This window comes from Kitasatospora sp. NPDC089509 (assembly GCF_044749365.1).
GTDB lineage: Bacteria > Actinomycetota > Actinomycetes > Streptomycetales > Streptomycetaceae > Kitasatospora.
The window spans coordinates 469,908-490,019 of the sequence record NZ_JBIVHS010000001.1; the positions used below are offsets into that span (position 1 = coordinate 469,908).

16 protein-coding genes are annotated in these 20,112 nt (G+C 73.6%); 6 read left to right on the top strand and 10 right to left on the bottom strand.

Features of this window, described 5'->3' with window-relative positions; all coding sequences use genetic code 11:
* Positions 1-100: 100 nt before the first annotated feature.
* The 6 genes from asnB to ACIP4P_RS01735 all read right to left on the bottom strand — a co-directional run bounded on the left by asnB (position 101) and on the right by ACIP4P_RS01735 (position 9,019).
* The gene (gene asnB, locus ACIP4P_RS01710; RefSeq protein WP_350516484.1) at positions 101-2,023 is read right to left on the bottom strand and encodes an asparagine synthase (glutamine-hydrolyzing); all 1,923 of its coding nucleotides are present in this window, start codon (positions 2,021-2,023) and stop codon (positions 101-103) included.
* 3 nt (positions 2,024-2,026) lie between these two features.
* The gene (locus tag ACIP4P_RS01715) at positions 2,027-3,613 is read right to left on the bottom strand and encodes a Wzz/FepE/Etk N-terminal domain-containing protein (protein ID WP_400913646.1); all 1,587 of its coding nucleotides are present in this window, start codon (positions 3,611-3,613) and stop codon (positions 2,027-2,029) included.
* The gene (locus ACIP4P_RS01720) at positions 3,610-4,998 is read right to left on the bottom strand and encodes a Wzz/FepE/Etk N-terminal domain-containing protein (RefSeq protein WP_400913648.1); all 1,389 of its coding nucleotides are present in this window, start codon (positions 4,996-4,998) and stop codon (positions 3,610-3,612) included. The genes ACIP4P_RS01715 and ACIP4P_RS01720 overlap by 4 nt, the downstream gene beginning before the upstream one ends.
* Positions 4,995-6,281, bottom strand: a complete 1,287-nt coding sequence (locus ACIP4P_RS01725) for a glycosyltransferase family 4 protein (protein WP_400913650.1) — start codon at positions 6,279-6,281, stop codon at positions 4,995-4,997. The genes ACIP4P_RS01720 and ACIP4P_RS01725 overlap by 4 nt, the downstream gene beginning before the upstream one ends.
* A complete protein-coding gene (locus ACIP4P_RS01730) occupies positions 6,262-7,578 on the bottom strand; it encodes a nucleotide sugar dehydrogenase (RefSeq protein ID WP_400913652.1) in 1,317 nt (438 codons plus the stop codon). The genes ACIP4P_RS01725 and ACIP4P_RS01730 overlap by 20 nt, the downstream gene beginning before the upstream one ends.
* 73 nt (positions 7,579-7,651) lie before the next feature.
* Complete coding sequence (locus ACIP4P_RS01735) at positions 7,652-9,019, bottom strand: sugar transferase (RefSeq protein ID WP_400914414.1); 1,368 nt, start codon at positions 9,017-9,019, stop codon at positions 7,652-7,654.
* 856 nt (positions 9,020-9,875) lie between these two features.
* On the opposite strand from ACIP4P_RS01735, the gene ACIP4P_RS01740 reads away from it, so the two are divergent.
* The 4 genes from ACIP4P_RS01740 to ACIP4P_RS01755 all read left to right on the top strand — a co-directional run bounded on the left by ACIP4P_RS01740 (position 9,876) and on the right by ACIP4P_RS01755 (position 13,499).
* Complete coding sequence (locus tag ACIP4P_RS01740) at positions 9,876-10,292, top strand: DUF485 domain-containing protein (RefSeq protein WP_400913654.1); 417 nt, start codon at positions 9,876-9,878, stop codon at positions 10,290-10,292.
* Positions 10,289-12,019, top strand: a complete 1,731-nt coding sequence (locus ACIP4P_RS01745; RefSeq protein WP_400913656.1) for a cation acetate symporter — start codon at positions 10,289-10,291, stop codon at positions 12,017-12,019. The genes ACIP4P_RS01740 and ACIP4P_RS01745 overlap by 4 nt, the downstream gene beginning before the upstream one ends.
* A gap of 3 nt (positions 12,020-12,022) precedes the next feature.
* The gene (locus ACIP4P_RS01750) at positions 12,023-12,610 is read left to right on the top strand and encodes a cysteine dioxygenase (protein ID WP_400913658.1); all 588 of its coding nucleotides are present in this window, start codon (positions 12,023-12,025) and stop codon (positions 12,608-12,610) included.
* A gap of 241 nt (positions 12,611-12,851) precedes the next feature.
* Positions 12,852-13,499, top strand: a complete 648-nt coding sequence (locus ACIP4P_RS01755) for a hypothetical protein (RefSeq protein WP_400913660.1) — start codon at positions 12,852-12,854, stop codon at positions 13,497-13,499.
* Between the two features lie 60 nt (positions 13,500-13,559).
* Here ACIP4P_RS01755 and ACIP4P_RS01760 read toward each other — a convergent pair whose 3' ends face one another.
* From ACIP4P_RS01760 to ACIP4P_RS01775, 4 genes are all read right to left on the bottom strand, one after another.
* Entirely contained in the window at positions 13,560-15,260 is a 1,701-nt protein-coding gene (locus tag ACIP4P_RS01760; protein WP_400913663.1) for an ABC transporter ATP-binding protein, read from the bottom strand.
* A 74-nt stretch (positions 15,261-15,334) separates the two neighbouring features.
* Positions 15,335-15,595 carry a lasso peptide biosynthesis PqqD family chaperone gene (locus tag ACIP4P_RS01765; protein ID WP_400913664.1) on the bottom strand — a complete coding sequence of 87 codons (261 nt, stop codon included), beginning with the start codon at positions 15,593-15,595 and terminating at the stop codon, positions 15,335-15,337.
* Positions 15,596-15,655: 60 nt separating this feature from the next.
* The gene (locus ACIP4P_RS01770; RefSeq protein WP_400913667.1) at positions 15,656-16,123 is read right to left on the bottom strand and encodes a lasso peptide biosynthesis B2 protein; all 468 of its coding nucleotides are present in this window, start codon (positions 16,121-16,123) and stop codon (positions 15,656-15,658) included.
* Positions 16,120-18,015: an asparagine synthase-related protein gene (locus tag ACIP4P_RS01775; protein ID WP_400913668.1), complete on the bottom strand. Its 1,896-nt coding sequence runs from the start codon at positions 18,013-18,015 to the stop codon at positions 16,120-16,122. The genes ACIP4P_RS01770 and ACIP4P_RS01775 overlap by 4 nt, the downstream gene beginning before the upstream one ends.
* Before the next feature lie 410 nt (positions 18,016-18,425).
* On the opposite strand from ACIP4P_RS01775, the gene ACIP4P_RS01780 reads away from it, so the two are divergent.
* The gene (locus tag ACIP4P_RS01780; protein WP_400913669.1) at positions 18,426-18,563 is read left to right on the top strand and encodes a hypothetical protein; all 138 of its coding nucleotides are present in this window, start codon (positions 18,426-18,428) and stop codon (positions 18,561-18,563) included.
* Between the two features lie 238 nt (positions 18,564-18,801).
* Positions 18,802-20,094, top strand: coding sequence for a BTAD domain-containing putative transcriptional regulator (locus ACIP4P_RS01785; RefSeq protein ID WP_400913670.1), 1,293 nt, complete (start codon positions 18,802-18,804; stop codon positions 20,092-20,094).
* The last annotated feature ends 18 nt before the right edge of the window (positions 20,095-20,112 follow it).

Consider the following 20,112-nt stretch of genomic DNA (forward strand, 5'->3'; position numbering starts at 1 on the left):
AGTCCCCTTGCTGCTGAGCCGTCATGTCGAGCGGTTGGATCGAGCCGTCGTGTCGGGCCCGTCAGTTCGAGCCGTCGTGTCGAGCCGTCGGTTCGAGCCGTCAGGTGGGCCGGCCGGAGCCGGAGGTCACGCCGCGGTACCAGTACTCCAGGGTGAGCACGTGCCAGAGGTGCTTGGAGTAGTCCTGCTGCCCGGCCGCGTCCTCGGCGACCAGCCGGGCCAGCGCCTCGCGGCGCAGGAACCCGGAGCGCACCAGCTCGCCGTCGTTGATCACCTCGCGCACCAGCGGCGCCAGGTCCCGGCTCATCCAGGCCCGCAGCGGGGCGCTGAACAGGCCCTTGGGCCGGTAGACGATCTCCCGGGGCAGCACCGAGGTGGCCGCCTCCTTGAGGACGGCCTTGCCCTGGCGGCCGACGATCTTGCGGTCGCCGGGCACCGTGAAGGCCGCCCGGACCACCTCGACGTCCACGTACGGCACCCGCACCTCGGTGGACGCGGCCATGCTGGAGCGGTCGGTGTAGGCGAGGTTGAGGCCCGGCAGGAACATCCGGGCGTCGCCCAGGCACATCCGGTTGACGAAGTCGTCCAGGTCGTTGTCCTGGTAGACGTCCGCGTGCTCGGTCAGCACGTCCTGGACCGTCCCGGCCAGGTCCGGATCGACCAGGCCGAGCAGTTCCTCCCGGTCGTACATGGTGTAGCTGCGCCGGAACGCGGTCTCCTCCGGCAGGTCGGCGAAGGACAGGAAGCGCTTGGCGAAGCGCACCGACCGCAACCCCCGGCGGGAGGTGGCCACCGGCAGCCGGTCCACCGCCGCGGACAGGCCGCGGCGCAGCGGCCGCGGGACGCGCTGGTAGCGCAGCGCCAGCCGGTTGGCCAGGTGCTTGCGGTAGCCGGCGAACAGCTCGTCGGCGCCCATCCCGGACAGCAGCACCTTGACCCCGGCCTCCCGGGCGGCCGTGCAGATCAGGAAGGTGTTGATCGCGGCCGGGTCGCCGATCGGCTCGTCCAGGTGGTACGTCATCCGCGGCAGCAGGTCCAGCACGTCCGGGGCGATCTCGATCTCGTGCAGGTCGACGCCGAACTGCCCGGCCACCTGCCGGGCGTAGCGCAGGTCGTCCGGCATCGCCTCGAACCTGGCGTCCTCGGCCCGGAAGCCGATCGTGTAGGCGGAGATCCCGGGGCGGTCGCGGGCCGCCAGCGCGGTCAGGTAGCTGGAGTCCAGCCCGCCGGAGAGGAAGGTCGCGACCGGGACGTCGGAGAGCAGGTGACGCCGGGTCGACTCCTCGACGATCGCGGCGAGGTCGGGCAGTTCGCCGGCCCGGGCCCGCTCCCGGCCCTCCGCGGCGACCTCCCGCAGGTGCCAGTACCGGCCGCGCTCCACCCGGCCGTCCGGTCGGCAGCGCAGCCAGCTGCCCGGCGGCAGCTTCTCCGCCCCGCGCAGCGCGCACCGGGAGTCCGGCACCCAGTAGTACAGCAGCGAGGCCACCATCGCCCCGTGGTCCACCTCCAGCGACCCGCCGGTGGCGGCGGCCAGCGCCTTGAGCTCGGAGGCGAACACCAGGCCCCCGCCGCGCCGGACCAGGAACAGCGGCTTGATGCCGAGCTGGTCGCGGGCCAGCACCAGTTCACCGGTGCGCTCGTCGAAGATCCCGAACGCGAACATCCCGCGCAGCCGGGGCAGGCAGTCGGTGCCCCAGCGCCGCCAGGCCTCCAGCAGCACCTCGGTGTCCGAGGTGCCGCGGAAGCGCACCCCGGCGGCCGCCAGTTCGGCCCGCAGTTCGGGCGCGTTGTACAGCTCGCCGTTGTAGGTCAGCACCAGGCCGTCGGAGACCATCGGCTGGGCGCCGGTCTCGGACAGGTCGATGATGGCCAGCCGGCGGTGCCCCAGCTGCACCTCGCCGTCGCCGACGGGGTGGCTGTACCGGCCCGACCCGTCCGGGCCGCGGTGGGCGAGGGTCTCGGTGAGCAGGTCGGTGACGGCCTTCCCGTCCGGCCATCGGTACGTGCCTGCGATGCCGCACATGGGCTACCTCGCCTCCTGATCGCTGTCCGGGACCCGTGCGGTCCACATCGGTAGTCGTTCCGTCCGCCGCCTGGCCGGGCCGAGGATCCGGGCCGGCCGTTCGCCCCGGCCGCGCGGCGCGGGGCGCGGGCCGTCCCACAGGGTGCCGTCGGTCCGGTCGCGCGGATCGGGGTCGATCAGCACCACACCGAGCACCGGGATGCGCTGTTCGGCGAGCTGCCGGGCCACGGTGTGCAGCCAGGCGGCGCTGCCGTGCCCGGCCCGGACCACCAGCACCGTGCGGGTGCCGAGGTGCTGGAGGTCGGTCCACGCCGTGCCGGGGGAGACCGAGCCGACGCCGATCCGGCGTTGGTGCCCGGGTACGGCCGCGGCGGGTTCGCCGCCGATCACGGTCGGGTCGCCCGGCCGGGCGCGGCGCTTGGCGAGCTGCGGGCCGGGCAGGCCGTCCACCAGCACCACCGGGCCGCCGGCCGAAGGCTCCCCGGCCACCGGCTCCCGGCCCGGCGACTCCAGGTCCGCCGATGCCCCGTCCGTCAGTTCCCGGGCGAGGTCCAGCGCGATCTCCACCGCGCTGTGCGCACAGCCCAGCTCCAGCACCGAGACCGCCTCCGTCGAACCGCGCACGGTACGGGCCAGGGTGGTGGCGAGCCTGGTCCGGGCCGCCCTGGTCCGCCGCCCCCGCCACCGTCCGGGCGGACGGCGGGGCACCCGGCGCAGCTCCGCGAGGACCGAGGCCCCGAGGTCGGCGGCGATCTCCCGGCGCAGTACCGGGCGGTCCGCCACCACCGCGCCGATCGCGGCCACCGCGAGGCCGAGCACCAGCCCGAGCACCAGTCCGAGCCCGCCGTCGGTGGCGGCCGTGGTGGGCAGCGACTGGCGCACCGCGCGCGGGGCGTCCACGATCTGGGTGCCGGCCACCAGCGCGGGCGTGCCGACCTGCGCCTCGGCCGCGCGCTGGCCGAAGTCGGTGATCCGGGAGGTGAGTTCGGCCCGGCTGGCGTAGAGCGACTCCAGGTTGGCGGAGGCGTTCGGCCCGGTCTGCTGCGCCCCGGAACCGATCGACTGGTTGACCTGGGCGAGTTCCTCGCGCATCCGGTCCCGCTCGTCGGTCAGGGCCTTGGCCTGGGCGTCCGCGGCCTCCTTGATCCGCCGGACGTGGTCCGCGACGAAGGCGTCGGCCAGCGCCTTGGCCCGGGACTGCGCCTCGGTGTCGGTGCGGCCGGTCGCGGTGATCTGCAGCAGGTTGTTGGTCAGCCCGGCGCCGGAGTACTCCTTCATGAAGTCCTCCGGTTTCTGGGGGGAGTTGAGGGTCTTCAGGGCCTGGTCGGCGATCCCGGTGGTCTGCAGCAGGGCGACGTCGGTGCGGATCAGCGTGCCGGGGTCGTTGGGCTGGTCCGCCTGGTGCGCGACCAGCACCTTGGCCACCGCGGTCGGCGGCGGCGGCTTCAGGACGGCCAGCGCCGCGCCGAGCAGCAGCCCGAGCAGCGCCGTGGTGCACCACAGCCGGCGGCGCCGACGCACCGCGACCACCAGCGCCTGGAGGTCAAGCAGCGGGGCGGGGGCCGGATCCGAGGCCGTACGGGTCGTCACCCCGCACCTCGCCCGGGGTCCTCGCCGCCCGCGAGTGCGGGCACCTCGCCGCCTACGAGCGCGGGGACGGGGGCGTCCGGGGCGGTGCCGGCGGAGCGTCCCGGACGGTCCCGGACCGGGCCGGCCACCAGGACGCCGACCAGCTCGTGCCCGCCGTCCGCACAGGCCTCGGCGAGCCCGGCCAGCTCCGCGGTGGTCCAGCCGCCGGGGCTGAGCACGACCAGGGCGCCGGACTCGTCCGTACGGTCCGGCAGCAGCGGCCGCTGCGCCGAGACCTCGACCACCCGCGGCTCCGGACCGTCCACCGCCTCGGCGGCGAGCAGTCCGGCGGCCCGGCGGGCCGGTTCGTCGCCGTCCGGGACGACCACCAACAGCGGCCGGAAGGACGGTAGTTGCTCCTGGAGCCGGGCGCACACCCGCCGGTAGCGCAGCTGCCGGCCGGCCTCGTCGCCGGAGGCCCGCGGCGGCGGGACGTCCCAGCGGACGTCGGTGCCCAGCAGCCGGGCGGCCAGCGCCCGCGGGCCCCGGCCGGTCGGCCGCCTGGCGGCCCGCACGCCGGGGACGTCGACGGTGCCGAGCAGCTCCGCGCCCAGCGCCGAGGCGATCTCCGGCCCGGTGCGCGGCCGGCGGCTCACCCGGGCCGCGGTGAGATGGCCGACGACCGCCAGCACCAGGGACAACAGCGCCCCGGCGGCGATGAGTTGGGTCCGGGTCGGCGGCGCCTCGCCGGTCGGCCGGGCCGCCGACCCCATCACCACCATGTTGGCCTTGTTGGCCGCCGGATCGACCTGGTCCAGCTTCTTGACGGCGTCCTGCAGCGTGGTGCGCAGCTTCTCCAGTTCGGTGCGGGTCTGCACGCTCTCCACGGACTTCCCCGGGTCGGCGGCCGCGGCCAGGTCGGTGATCCGCCGGCTGGCCTGCACCACCAGCTGCCGCAGCGCCTCGGGCTGCGCCGCCTCCGGGGCGGTGCTGTCGCCCGCGATCCGGGCGGCGAAGGAGACGAACTGGTGGGCCACCTGGTCGGAGAGCTGCTGGGCGCGCTCCGGGGTCTCCGCGGTGCCCGAGATCTTGATGATGTTGCCGTCCGCGGCCGAGGCGCTCACCCGGCTCTGCAGCTTGGTGCCGTCGACGCCGGACCAGTTGAGCGCGGCGGCGGCCCGGTCGACCACCACCGAACTGGTCGCGATCTCCGCCTGGGTCAGCAACTCGCGGTCCTGCCACACCCCGGGCAGCAGCACCGACGTCGAGGTGGTGTAGCTCGGCGGGAACAGCAGCGAGGCGCCGAAGCCGACCAGCGCACCCAGCGCGGCGAGGACGGCGAGCAGCCGCCACCGCCGGCGCAGGATCCGGCCGATCGTGACCAGGCGTATCGTGTCGTCGCTCAAGGGTGCGGCCTACTCCCGGCCCGGTCCGGGTCGCCGTCCGGCGCCGCGCCGCCCTCCCGGCAGGCGGCGGCGTAGGCGGCGAGCAGCGACCGCTGGGAGTTCCGCCAGGCGAGCGGACCGTTGATCCGCTCCTGGCCGACCTTGCCCATCAGGGCCCGCTTCTCCGGATCGTCCAGCAGCTCCGCGACGAGCCGCGCGAACGCGGACTCGTCGTTCGCGGGCGCGTACACGGCGGCGTCCCCGGCGGAGACCCGGGCCTCCCTCAGGTCGAAGGAGACGATCGGGCGGCCCATGACCATGTACTCCAGGACCTTGTTCATGGTCGACACGTCGTTGAGCGGGTTGCGCGGGTCGGGGGAGAGGCAGACGTCCGCGCTGGACAGGTAGCGCACCAGGTCGGCGTCCGGCACCCGCCCGGTGAACTCCACCTGCTCGGCGAGGCCGAGCGTCCGGGACAGCTCCACCATCGCGTCGAAGGTGTCGCCGCCGCCGACGAACACCGCGTGCCAGTCGGTCCGGCCGACCTCGTCGCGCAGCTTCGCCAGCGCCCGCAGGGCGTAGTCGACGCCGTCCTGCGGGCCCATCACACCGAGGTAGCACAGCAGATGGGGCTTGCCGCGCTTCAAATCCGGCTCCGCCGGCACCGGTTTGAAGCGTTCGGTGTCGGGCGCGCTGCGCACCACGAAGACGTCCTCGGGCCGCTTGCCGCCGCGGCGCAGCGCGACGTCCCGGTAGCTCTCGTTGGTGGCGAGCACCACGTCGGCGGCCCGGTAGGTCCGCCGCTCCAGGGCGCACACGGCCCGGTAGAGCAGGTCCTCGCCGCGGTCGAACCGGGACAGGTACAGCTCGGGCACCAGGTCGTGCTGGTCGAAGACGAACCGCGCGCCGCGCCGCTTCAGCCACAGGGCGGGCAGGAACAGCAGGTCGGGCGGGTTGCAGGCGTGCACCACGTCGACCGGGCCGACCTTCCGGGCCAGCCGCATGGTGTGCCACAGCGCCGAGCCGTACTCCTGGAGGTAGCCGGCCGGCCCGCCGGTGGCCGCGCGCAGCGGGTAGCGGTGGATCCGCACCCCGTCGATCACCGCCTCCGGCTCGGTGTCCCGCTTGGTGCCCTGCGGGCAGATGACGTCCACCGTCCAGCCCGCGTCGCGCAGCGTGGTGCACTCCTGCCACACCCGCCGGTCGAAGGGCACCGAGAGGTTCTCCACCAGGATCAGCGCGCGGCGGGTGCGCCCGCCGCCGCTCCTGTGCTTGGACGACGCGTCACCAGGCAAGGCCCGCATACCCCGGTTCGGTCCGACGCAGCTCGGCGTCGGGAAGGCGGACGAGATCGACGATCGCCGGGCCCGTGCCGTGCGGCAGCGCCGCCAGCACGGCCGGGTCCTTGGTCCCGACCACGCACACCTCGGCGTGGTCGAGCACCTCGGTGACCGAGTCGGTGAGCAGCTGGGCGAGGTGCGGGAGCCGGGTCTCGATGTACTCGCGGTTGGCCCCGAGCAGCCGGGAGAGGTGCACATTGGGGTCGTGGATCCGCAGGTCGTAGCCCTTGCCGAAGAGCCGCTCGGCGAGCTCGACCAGCGGGCTCTCCCGCAGGTCGTCGGTGCCGGGCTTGAAGGACAGCCCGAACAGGCCGACCCGGCGCTTGCCGGTGCGCTCGACCAGCTCCACCGCGCGCGCCAGGTGGTCGGCGTTGGACGGCAGCACGTGCGAGAGGATCGGCACCGAGACGTCGGCCCGCTTCGCCGCGTGCACCAGGCTGCGCAGGTCCTTGGGCAGGCAGGAGCCGCCGAAGGCGAAGCCGGGCCGCAGGTAGGCGGGGCTGATGTTGAGCTTGCGGTCGGCCAGGAAGACGTCGATCACCTGGTGCGAGTCCACCCCGAGCGCCTGGCAGACCGCGCCCAGCTCGTTGGCGAAGCCGATTTTGAGGCCGTGGAAGGCGTTGTCCGCGTACTTGATCGCCTCGGCCACCGGGACCGGCACCCGGAACACCTCGCCGGGCAGTCCCCCGTACAGCGCCGCCACCACGTCACCGCTGGCCGCGTCGAGTTGGCCGATGACGGTCTTGGGCGGGTCGAAGAAGTCCCGCACGCTGGTGCCCTCGCGCAGGAACTCCGGGTTGACCGCGACCCCGAAGTCCACCCCGGCGGTGCCGCCGGCGTGCTTCTCCAGGATCGGCACCAGCAGGTCCAGGCAGGTGCCCGGGAGCATGGTGCTGCGGAACACCACGGTCTGCCGCCCGCCCCGCTCGGCCACCGCGGCACCGATCTGCTCGGTGACCCGCTCCAGATAGGTGGTGCACAGGCTGCCGTTGGGCTCCGAGGGCGTGCCCACGCAGACCAGCGACACCTCGCTGCCCAGGATGGCCTCCCGGACGTCGGTGGTGGCGCGCAGCGCCCCGCTCGCCACCATCTCGGCGATCAGCTCGCCGATCCGCTCCTCGACCACCGGGGCCTTGCCGTCGTTGACCAGGTCGACCTTCACCTGGTTGACGTCCACCCCGATGACCTCGTGCCCCAGGCTCGCCAGGCACGCGGCCGACACGCAGCCCACGTAGCCGAGCCCTAAGACGCTGACCCGCATGACCCGTTCCTCCCCTCGGCCAGGCCGTTCCGGCCGGCCATCCGCGCGCCGATCGGACGGCGCACCCCACCCATCAGTAGGCCCCCTGCCCCTGGAGCACCGCGCGCAGCGTCTTCCAGAGGATCACCGCGTCCAGGGCCAGCGACCAGTCCTCCACGTACCGCAGGTCCAGTCGGACCGCCTCCTCCCACGGCAGGTCGCTGCGTCCGCTGATCTGCCACAGGCCGGTGAGCCCGGGCTTGACCAGCAGTCGGCGCCGGATGTCCGGGCCGTACGCCGCGGACTCCTCCGGCAGCGGCGGCCGCGGGCCGACCAGCGACATCGAGCCGGTGAGGACGTTGAGCAGCTGCGGTAGCTCGTCGAGCGAGTACCGGCGCAGCACCCCGCCGACCCGGGTCACCCGCGGGTCCCGGCGGAGCTTGAACAGCAGGCCGGCGCCCTCGTTGCGCTCGGCCAGGCCGGCCTTGGCCCGGTCGGCCCCGACCACCATGGTGCGGAACTTGACCAGGGTGAACGCGCGGCCGTCCTTGCCGATCCGGTGCTGCCGGTAGAACGCCCCGCCCCGGCTGTCCGCCAGCACGAGCAGTCCGACGGCCAGCATCAGCGGCGAGAACAGCACCAGCAGCACGGCGGCGCCCAGCCGGTCGACGACCTCCTTGACGGCCCGGGGGCCGCCGGTGAAGGTCGGCATGCTGACCCGCAGCATCGGGATGCCGAGCACCGCGTCGACGTGCAGCCGCGGGCCGGCCACCTCCATCAGCACCGGGGCGACCACCATCTCGGCGTCGCCGCCCTCCAGGTTCCAGGCCAGCCGCTGCAGCCGGTCCGGAGTCCAGTGCGGGTCCGGGGTGACCGCGACGACCCGGTAGCCGTCCCGGTGCACGTGGTTGGCCACGTCCGCCAGCCGGCCGACCACCGGCACGCCGTCCAGCCGGTCGGCACCCCGGCCGAGGGTGTACGGCGTGCACACCGCGTCCACCCGCCAGCCCAGGTGCGGGAACTTGCGGGTCCGGGTGATCAGGTCGCGCACCGTGGCCGGGCTCCCGGCGGCGAGCACCGGGCGCAGGCAGCGCCCCGCGTTGCGCTGCTTGTGCAGCCACAGGCGCAGCAGGTACCGCTCGGTCATGGTGACGGCCGTGATCGCCGGGATCGCGACGAAGATCCAGAGCCTGATGTTGTGCGAGCCCAGGGCGATCCCGCCGAGCGCCAGCACGACGGCCGCCGTGAACAGTGCCCGGCCGAGCCGGCGGAACTCCTCGGCGCCCTGGCCGAGTACCGGCGCGGCCCAGGAGCGGGTCATCGCCAGCGCCCCCAGCACCAGCAGTTCGGTGCCGAAGGCGAGGATGCCCCACTTCTCGTGCCAGTTGGCGGCGTCCCGCACGCCGAAGAAGCCGCCGATCGCCGCCACCACCAGGGCGGTGGCCGCGGTGTCGCTGACCATCACGGCCCGGCGGTACTGCTGTTCCCAGTCGATCGTGGACCGGCGCAGTCGTCGGTCCGCCGAACGCCCCCGCGTCGACGGGGACTGGGACCGGGACGGGGACCGGCCGACTAACTCCCCCTCCCCGTGCTCAACCGCTCCTTCCAAGTCGCCAGTGGGTTCGACGTGTTCGCTCCACACGGTTCCTCCCCCCGGGAGGCCGGGGCCTCCCGCACTGTTCCTCCCCTCGGGAGGCACCGCCTCCCGGTACCGCGCTGTTCCTACCTCCGGGAGGCCCCCGCCCCCGGCGCATGGCGAATCCACCTGTTGCAGCGCTACTCGAAAGAACCCCCATCGGGCGTCGGGGAACGACCGATCCCCACGCCTGCCGCCGGGGGCGCCACCGGTCGCTCGCAGCGTCGACCGGTGGATCACTTGAATGCCGCCTTGCGCCCATCCCTGCGGGGCGAAAATCAATGTAGAGCATCCGGGTCGCCCAAAGAGCTGGATGTGTGAAACACGTGCTCGACATTTGAAGAACGATCTTCGGAAGAAGATCGCCGAAGCCCGTTCCGAAAGCGCCCGCATCCCCGGTGACCTGCGGAATCGACGCTCACCGGGTGGCCGTGACGGTGTGAAGAAACGGACTGGTGGTGGGTGATTTACCGCTGGGGCCACTGTGAATCGTGAATTCCGGTGTGACGGAAGGGGAAGCGGAACACCCATGAGGTCCGGACCATCTCATTCCGGCCAGGGCCCGTTCGGTTCGCGTCGCCGTGCCCGGATCCGGCCTCCCCGGCGCCGTTGATCAGCCGTCTACCGGCGGCTCCTACGGTCGGTCCCATCGGCAAGTTCCGCACTGCTCAGAAGGACTCTCATGATCGACCCCGCCGTGTCGTCGCGCCGCGACACGTCCTGGATCGGCGACGATCCACGCTTCGGCGAGTTGCGCGCCGCGTACCGCCGGTTCGTGTTCCCGGTGACCGCAGCGTTCCTGCTCTGGTTCCTGACGTACGTGCTCTGCTCGGCCTACGCCCGTGACCTGATGGCGACCAAGGTCGTCGGCCACGTCAACGTGGCCCTGGTCTTCGGACTGCTGCAGTTCGTCTCGACCTTCGGCATCGCCCTGGCCTACGGCCGGTACGCCGCCCGGCGGTTGGACCCGCTGGCCGAGGCGCTGCGCAGTGCGGACGCGGCCCGTACCGACGCGGGCCGTTCCGACGCGGCCCATTCCGACCCCGCGGGCCGGACCGGCCGGGGCGGCGACCAGGAACCGACGGAGATCCCGGCATGACCCAGCACCTGCAACTCGCCGCCGAGGCGGCGAAGTCGAACTCCACCAAGGGCCTGACCATCGGCCTCTTCGTCGCCCTGGTGGCGGTGACCCTGGTCATCACCCTCTGGGCCCGGCGGAGCACCCGGGGCACCGGCGGCTTCTACACCGGCGGCGGCGAGTTCTCCGCACTGCAGAACGGCATCGCCATCTCGGGCGACTACCTCTCCGCGGCGTCCTTCCTCGGCATCGCCGGGATCATCGCGCTTGCCGGGTACGACGGCTTCCTCTACTCGATCGGCTTCCTGGTCGCCTGGCTGGTCGCCCTGCTGCTGGTCGCCGAACTGCTGCGCAACACCGGCCGGTTCACCATGGCCGACGTGCTGGCCGCGCGACTGCGCAGCGGGCCGATGCGGACCGCCGCCGGGGTGTCGACCATCGTGGTCTCGATCTTCTACCTGATCGCCCAGATGGTCGGCGCCGCCACCATCGTGGGGCAGCTGCTGGACGTCAAGGGCGCCGCCGCACAGGTCTGGACCATCGTCGGGGTCGGCGCCCTGATGATCGTCTACGTGGTGGTCGGCGGGATGAAGGGCACCACCTGGGTGCAGATCGTCAAGGCGGTGCTGCTGATCGCCGGCGCGGCCACCATGACCGTGTGGGTGCTGGCGAAGTACGGCTTCAACCTCAGCCACCTGCTCGGGGACGCCGCGGCGGCTTCCAAGAAGGGCGACGCCTTCCTCGAACCCGGCCTGAAGTACGGGGCGACCGACGGCTGGTCGAAGCTCGACCTGGTCAGCCTCGGCACCGCGCTGGTGCTCGGCACCGCCGCGCTGCCGCACGTGCTGGTCCGCTTCTACACCGTCCCGACCGGCCGGGACGCCCGCAAGTCGGTCAACTGGTCGATCGGCATCATCGGGGTCTTCTACCTGATGACCCTGGTGCTCGGCTTCGGCGCGGCCGCCCTGGTCGGCACGGCGACGATCAAGGCGAAGGACCCGTCCGGCAACACCGCCGCCACCCTGCTGGCCGAGCACCTCGGCGGCGGCGCGGGCACCACCGGCGGCTCCCTGATGCTCGCCTTCATCGCGGCGGTCGCCTTCGCCACCATCCTCGCGGTGGTCGCCGGACTCACCCTCACCTCCTCGTCCTCCTTCGCCCACGACCTCTACGCCAACGTGATCCGCAAGGGCCGGGCCACCGAACGGCAGGAACTGGTCACCGCGAAGATCGCCGCCGTGGTGATCGGCGCCGTCGCGGTCGCCCTGTCGATCTTCGCCCGGGACCTCAACGTGGCGTTCCTGGTCGCCCTGGCCTTCGCCATCGCCGCCTCGGCCAACCTGCCCGCCATCCTGCTGACCCTGTTCTGGAAGCGCTTCACCACCTTCGGCGCCAAGTGCGGCATCTACGCCGGCCTGGTCAGCGCGATCGGCCTGGTGCTGCTCTCCCCGATCTGCTGGGGCGGCGCGAGCGCCACCGTGCCCGCGGTGAAGCTGACCGCCGCCCAGGCGAAGGACTGCGGGGTGCCCGCCGCCAGCAAGGAGGTCGGCAACGCCACCGCACTGATCTCCTGCACCACCACCGCACCGGTCCCGCTGCAGAACCCGGGCATCGTCTCGATCCCGATCGGGTTCGCGGCCGCGATCGTCGGCTCGCTGGTCGGCGGTCGCCGCCGCCGCGACGAGGACCCGGACGGCCGTGGCTTCGAGCAGCTCGAAGTCCGCGCGCTCACCGGCGTGGGGCGGTAGACCATGACGACGGGATCCAACCTCGACGAGTTCCTCTCCGACCTCGCCCGCTACGCCGCCGCCGAGGTGCTGACCGCCCAGCTCACCGCGGACACCCTGCGCAAGTACCTGCGCGCCGGGCTGATCGTCCCGGACGACCTGTGCGCCGGCGACACCGACGGCTACTCCCAGCGGGTGCTGCACGCCGGGCGGACGTTCTCCGTGGTCGCGCTGACCTGGCTGCCCGGGCAGTCCACCCCGATCCACGACCACGTCGCCTGGTGCGTCTCCGGCGTGGTCGAGGGCGTGGAGGTGGACGAGGCCTTCCGGCTCTGGCGGCTGCCCCGCTCCGGGCGCCGGGTCCTGGTGCCGGCCGGCCGGACCACCTGCTCGCCCGGCCGGGTCCAGCTGCTGGTGCCGCCCGACGAGGACGTCCACCGGGTCTCCAACGGCGGCACCGGCCGCGCGGTCTCGCTGCACGTCTACGGCGCCGACATCACGCTGAACGGGAACAGCTCGATCAACCGGGTCTTCGGCCAGGAGGTGGTGCCCGTCCCGCCGGACGGCGCCCGCCTCGTGAGCTGGCGCCACCCGGACGAGCTGGGCCGCTGACCGGTCGACGGGCCGTCCGCTCCGGACGGCCCGTCCGCCGCGTCCCGGGCCCGGCGAGCGGTCGAGGCAACCACCCTCGGGCGTACGGCAGTTCGACCGCTTGCCGGGCCCCTTGCGCGGGACGGCCGATCGCGTACAGTCGATGGCGGTGTGCCGGGAAGCCTGGTCGGCGTGAAGGTCGCGTGCGCCTCCTCGCGGTCGGGAGGTGCCGTGGACACGGTTCCGACCGCTGGAGCGCGCCATGGACGTCGTCGTCCCCCTCGTGGTCTTCCTCGCCTTCGTCACGCTGGTGCTCACCGCGCCGCGCTTCGACGCGTTCCGCGGGCGACGCCGGTCCGCCGAGCTGGCCGGTGAACTGACGGAACGTCATGACTTCAGGCCCAGGCCGGAGTTCACCGCATCCCGGTTGCCGGTGGCCGGTCCGCCGTTCCACTACGGCGCCGCCCAGCGGCTCACCGACCAGGTGGGCGGCGTGCTCGACGGGCTGCCGCTCACCGTGGCCGGGTACAGCTGCCGGTACAACGGCGAGACCCACGTCTACGGCCTCGCGGTGCTGTCGCTGCCCTCCCCGGTGGACCGGGTCGAGGTCCGGCACGAACGGCCCTTCCACTCCGTCCTGGTCACCGAGCCGGTGCCCGAGGGGCGGGTCACCAGCGGGGAGAGCGACTTCGACGCCCGGTACCGCAGCTACGCCGCCGATCCGGATCAGGCCCGGCGGGTGCTGTCCGCCCCGCGGGTGCGCGAACTGGCCGCCGCACCGCAGCCGTTCAGCTGGCGGGTGGACGGCACCGACCTGCTGCTCTGGCGCTCCGGCGGCTGGGACTCGGCGGACGCGCTGCTCGGCTGCGTCCGGGTGGTGACCTCGGTGCTCCGGCCGGTGGACGCGTAGCGGGCCCCGGGGTCGGCGCCCCTACCCGCCCCCGTGCCCGTTCCCGCCCCTACCCGCCCGTCAGCGCCCGGCGAGGTGCCGGAAGCCCGGGTGCCCGTCCAGGAGTTCGGCGTACCGGCCGCTCGCGGTGGCCGTCCCGTCGGAGAGCATCACGACGGTGTCCGCCGCCTCGATGGTGGACATCCGGTGGGCGATGACCAGCAGGGCGCACTCCTTGCGGAGCCGGTTGAGGTTCACCGTCAGCGCGACCTCGTTGGCCGGGTCGAGGTGGGCGGTGGGTTCGTCCAGCAGCAGCAGCCGGGGCCGGGCCAGCAGCGCACGGGCGATGGCCAGCCGCTGGCGCTCACCGCTGGACAGGCCCAGCCCGCGGTCGCCGACCTCGGTGTCCAGCCCGGCCGGCAGGCCGTGCACCTTCTCGGCGAGGTTGACCAGGTCGAGGACCTCCCACAGCCGGTCCTCGGGCGCGTCCGGGGCGGCGTAGCAGAGGTTGTCGCGCAGGGTCCCGTGCAGGATCGGGCAGTCCTGCTCGACCCAGCCGATGTGCGCGCGCCAGTCCTGGAGGCTGAGCTCCTCGGCCGGCCGCCCGGCGAGGCTGATGCTGCCGCTCCACGGCTCGTAGAAGCGGTTGATCAGGGCGAAGGTGGTCGACTTGCCGGCCCCGGACGGGCCGACCAGGGCGACCAGCCCGTGCGGCGGGACGGTCAGCGACAGCCCCCGGAGGATCGGCGTGTCCGGGCGGTAGCCGAACCGGAGGTCGCGGATCTCCAACGACGGTGCCGCAGCCGGTGGTTCGCGGCCGTCGAGGGCGGCGGCGGTGCCGTCCTCGACCGGGAGGGCGTGCACCTCCTGGATCCGGTCGATGGAGCCCTTGGCCCGGTTCACCGAGGCGATGCCCTCCATCAGCTCGGTGACCGGCCCGGTCAGCTGGGTGGCGTACAGCAGCATCGCCACCAGCGCGCCGAGCGACAGGGCGCCCCGGTCGACCCGGGCCGCGCCGAGCAGCAGGACCAGCACGAAGGCGGCGTTGATGGCGAGTTGGGCGACCGGGGCGATCAGGGCGGTCAGCCGGGCGCCGCGCAGCGCCGCGTCGTAGGCGCCGTGGGAGAGCGCGTCGAGCCGGTCGATCTCGCGCTGCTCGGCCCGGTTGGCCCGGACCGTGCGCAGCGCCGACAGGGCCCGTTCCAGTCCGGCCGAGATCGCGCCGACGGTGCCCTGCAGCTCGGTCGAGGAGCGGCCGATCTCCGCCGACAGCCGGTGCACCACCAGGCCGCAGCCGAGCAGCACCCCCAGGATGAGCAGCATCAGGACCGGGTCCAGCACGAACATCGCCGCCACGCTGCCCAGGGCGACGCACAGGTTGGTGGAGATCTGGACCGACACGTGCGTCAGCGCCTCGCGCAGGACGACCACGTCCGTCGAGGCGCGGGCCATCAGGTCGCCGACCCGCAGCCGGTCGAAGGCCTCCATCCGGACCCGTAACAGCCGCGCGATCAGCCCGGTCCGCAGGCCCAGCACGAAGCGCTCGCCGGTGCGTTCCAGCAGGAACACGGCGACGGCGCCGATCAGGGCCTGGGCCAGCAGCAGCAGGACGAGGACGGTGACCGGGAGCAGCAGCGGCCGGTGCGCGGTGAGCGCGTCGACCACCCCCTTGGCGGCCAGGGGCTGGGCCACGCCCACGGTGGCTGCGATGAGGGTGAACACCAGGGCGGCGGCCAGGGCGGGTCGTTGCCCCTTGGTCAGGTTCCACAGCTGTCGAAGCATGGTGTGCTCGGCTCCCCTCTCGTGTGCCCGGCTCCCCCCGGAGGTGCGACGGCCGGCGGTGCGACGGCCGGGGGTCAGCGGGCCTCCACCAGCCCGGAGGACCGGAGTTGGTCGGTCATGGCGGTGAGGTCCTGCTGCGCCTCGCCCGCTTCGATGCCGAAGTGGGCGGCGAACTCCGCGGCCACCTCGTCCAGGCTGTGGCCGTCCAGCAGGCGCTGCAGGGCGTAGGCACCGGTCTGGTTGAGCTGCCAGTAGGCTCCGGTGCGCCGGCTGAGCAGCACGGCGCCGTCCTCGGTGTCGGTGGAGACCGTGTGGGTGGTCAGGCGGAGCGTCATGCGGCCCTCCCGGGCGTGGTCGTGGCGCGGGGCCGGTTGTCGTGGGTGCGGGTCCGGTGGTCAGGCGGTCGGCGCAGGCTGCTGTTCGGGGCCGTGCGACCCGCGCCTGCCCCGCTTGGGGGCGACGGTGACCATCGGCCGGAAGTAGCCGTCGGGGTAGGGCTCGTCGATGATCCGGCCCTCGGCCTCGACCCAGGCGTGGGCGCCGAACGGCGTGGTCCGCACCCCGGCCTGCCAGGTGGGCCAGGTGCCCCTGAACCGGCACAGCACGGCGGTGGCGATCGAGCGCTGGAGGCAGTTGTGGACGGCGCAGCGCAGGCTGACCGCGACGACCGCGCCGCGCGCATCGGAGGCCCCGGCGGCGGTGACCGGCCGGGCGCCGGTGCTCAGCACCCCGAGCACGGTGCTCAGGTGCCGGGGCGACAGCCTGGCCAGCGGACGGGCGATCGCCACGGCGGCGAGCGGGAGCAGGCGCCGGTGCAGGGGCAGTCGGGTGCGTGACTGGAGTGCGACGGGCGGGCTGGTCACGGCGTCTCCTCGGGGTCGGTGCCGGGGTGCGGGCGGTCGGCGCCACCGGCCGGGCCGACCAGGGCGGGCTGGGTGGCGGGGCGGGCCGCGATCTCCCGCAGCCACAGCTCGGCGCCGATGGTCGCCTCCAACTGGGCGGACCAGACGTCCCCGGAGCGCGGCGGGGTGACCAGGGTGGTGCGCAGCCGCCGCACGTCGATCAGGCCGCGACGGCCCAGTTCGGAGTCCGCGAAGAGGTCCAGCAGGTCGGGGACGTGCTCCTGGAGGGCACGGTCGACGGGCTCCTCGCAGTCGCCCTTGGTGGTCCGGTTGAGGATCACCTCGGGCACCAGGCCCTGCATCGCGGTGGCCAGCACCGGCTTGAACTGCCAGGGGCTGTAGCGCTCGTGGGTGCGGATCGACAGCACGGCCTCGACCACCCGGTCGTCCAGGTAGGGCAGTTCGAGCGGCAGCCCGGCGGCGGCGTACTCGCGGACGATCAGCCGGAGCACCGGGCCCGCGCTGCGCAGGGCGGTGAGCGCCTCGTGCTGGCCGCGGTCGGGCGCCAGCGGTGCGACCTGGCCGGCCACCTCGCGGAAGATCCGCTGGGTGGTCCGCACCGCGTCCGCGCTGGCCCACGGTGTCGCCGGGATGCGCTCGCCCCAGCCGAGCGAGGGGGTGCGGGGCGGCGGCGCGCCGCGGCCGAGGTCGTCGGCGGACTGCCGCCACCAGCCGCCGAGGTCGCCGCCGCGCAGCAGCCCGGCCACACTGGGCAGCAACGGCCAGTCGTTGAGCGCCTGGTGGGCACGCAGTTGCCGCCAGGCGTCCAGGGGGCTGCGGCGCAGCAGGGTGTGCAGGTAGGCCGCGCCGCCGGTGAACAGCTCGTCCGCCCCGTGCCCGGCCAGGTGCCGGGTGGCGCCGTGGTCGACCAGGTGCCGGATCCCGTAGCGGACCGCGTTCATCCCCCGGGTGGCCGCGCGCGGGGCCTCGGTGTCGATCGTCCAGTACGGCGGGGCGAACACCGGCGGGGCGTCGGTGTCCGGCACGGTCAGGTGCTCACCGTGCTCCAGCAGCCGGGCGGCCTGGCCGGCGTACAGGGGGTCGTCGTTGATCGCGCTGCCGCCGGTCCAGCAGAAGGTCAGCAGGTCGGGGGTGTGCTCGGCGGCGAGGAAGCAGAGCGAGGTGGAGTCCATCCCGCCGGACAGGTCGGCCGACAGCCGCCCCTCCTCCTGGCGGCGCAGGGCGACCGCGGCGCGCAGCCGCTCGCGCACCGCCTCGGCGCCCCGGGCCAGCGGGAGGTCCGGCTCGGGCGGCTGCCACCAGCGCACCGACCGGGCGGCCCCGTCGCCGGGGAGCACCAGGCAGGAGTCCGAGGGTACTTGGCGCACACCGCGCCACCAGCTGCGCTCGCTCAGCGGGGTGAAGAGCATCCCGTACGTCACGCTGGCGGCGATCAGGTCCTCGTCCGGTTCGGCACCGGTCAGCTCGGCCAGCACGTCGGCCCGGTCGGCGGCGACCGGCACACCGTCCAGCCGGGCGGTGAACACGAGGCGCGTCCCGGTGACGGTGCCCTGGAACCGCACCTGTCCGTGCACGGAGGCCACTACATGGGTGTTGCCGGGCAGGCTGCGGGCCAGCGCGTCCAGGTCCGAGAGCTCGCGCACGGAGGAGACCAGCGCGTCCAGCCGGGCCCGGTCGACCGGGCTGGGCCCGAACACCGCGACCCGGACCGGGCCGGCCTCCGCGACCACCAGTTCCTCGGGCGCCCAGGAGCCGGCCAGCCACGGTCGTCCGGAGGCGTGGTTCACCAGTCGCGGCGCCTCGCGCCGTGCCTCGTCGGCGATCTGACGGTGGGCCCGGGCGCCGCCCGGGGAATCCGGAAAGACCACGAGGTGGTCGTTCGGAGACTTCACCTCTCTCACCCCCCAGGTATCACGGTTATCAGGTCTTAATCAGCACCACAGGTGCTTCGCCCCAGAACCGTGCACCACTGGTGGAGGTCGCACAACCGGCTGAATCCGGCCCGGTTGCTGATCGCGCCATTTGATCGGGGGGTGGTTCACGCCATCGCGCGTCGATAATATGCCGATCATGGCGAAACTGAGCCCTGTTCTGATCGATTTTGATCGAGCTGAGTGCTGTCATGTCCACAACGCAGGATGATTCGATCACCCAATGATTTGGTGACGATCCACTCGTATGAATATCGAAGTCGCGGTGCAATGGCCGGATTCCCATCGTCCGTGTAGACACCATGGTCGGTTGACGGCTCAATGAATCCGAGGCCACGCCAGGCCTCGATCTCGATGGATTGGAGAGCACCGTGACCAAGAACCAGAAGCTCCCCGTGCGCTACACCCCGCCGGCGGCCGCCAAGGTCGGCGACTTCACCAAGGACACGGACGGCACCATCTACACCAAGAAGGACGCGACGACGTTCGGTTTCAAGAAGCCGCGTTGATGTCGGTCCTGCCTCGATAGACCCGCATGACCGGACGGCCCGCCAGCCCAGCTGGCGGGCCGTCCGCCCTTTTCGTCGCCCCGGCCACTCCCGCTCCGCCTGCGGCGTGCGCCGAGGTGTCGCGCCCCCTCGGCGCCGCGATCCACCATCGGAACGGCGGCCGTTCAGCGCCTCGCGTCAACTCACCCTACGGATAGGTAGGATGACCGACGGTCATCGCCCGTGCGCTGGAGGAGCCGTGCCAGAGCTGCAATTCACCGTCCTGGGACCACTGCGGGCCTGGCGCGCGGGCCGGGAACTGCGGTTCAACCGGGCCCGGGACCGCGCGGTGCTCGCCGTGCTCCTCGCCGCCGCCGGGCGGCCCGTCCCGGTGGGGGAGATCGTCGACGGGGTCTGGGGCGAGGAGGGCGACGAGGCGCCGGACCGGGTCGGCGCGCTGCCCGGCCATGTGTACCGGCTGCGCAAGGAGTTGGACGGTCCGGCCGCGGAGCGGTCCGGCGCGAGCGTCCTGCGGCACGAGGGCAAGGGGTACCGGCTGGACGTCGACCCCGACCTCGTCGACCGGACGGCCTTCCTGGCCGGGATCGCCGAGGCCGCCACCGCCCGCCGCAACTGGCAGCCGGAGCGGGCCCGTTCACTGCTCACCGACGCCCTCGCGCTCTGGACGGGCCGCGCCCTGGACGACGTCCCCGGACCGTTCGCGGCGCACGAACGACGCCTGCTGGACGGCCGACGGGAGGAGGCGCTGCGGCACCGCCGGGACCTCGACCTGGAGCTGTCCGGCCCGTCCGGCCCTGCGCCGGGTGCCCGGGCGGTCCACCGACCGTTCCAACTGCCGCCCGACCTGGCCGACTTCACCGGCCGGCAAGCGCAACTGGCCGAGATCGCCGAGGTGCTGACCGGGCCGCCCGGGGCGACGGCTCCGCTGATCCGTGTCACCGGCCCGGCCGGGACCGGCAAGAGCGCCCTGGCGGTGCACGCCGCCCACCGGGCCGAAGCCTCCTACCCGGACGGGCAGTTGTACGCGGACCTGCGCGGCGTGGGCTCGGAGGGGGTGCCCGGGATCCTGGCCGCCTTCGTCCGCGCACTGGGCGTCGAGGAACCTGCGGTGCCGGTCGACCCGGCCGACCTCCGGGCGCTGTTCCACCGGCTGCTGACCGGTCGGCGCGTCCTGGTCGTCCTGGACGGCGCCACCGCCGTGGAGCCGGTCCGCCCGCTGCTGCCGACGGCACCCGGCTGCGCCGCCCTCGTCACGCTCGCCGAGTGGGGCGACCCGGGCGCGGGCCCCGACGGTGGGCACACCGTCCGGCTGGGCCGGCTGAGCCCGGCCGACGCGCTGTCCCTGCTCTACCGGCTCCTCGGCCCGGCCCGGGCGGCCCGGGAGCCGCACTCCGCCCGGGCCCTGGCCGCCGCCTGCGACTACCTGCCGGGCCCGCTGTGCCGCGCGGCCGACCTGCTGCTGCGCCGGCCGTCCTGGTCGATCTCGGCCCTGGTCCTCCCGGTGCTGGAACGGCAGCGGTGCGGCAGCTGAGCCCGCGCCGGCGGAGCC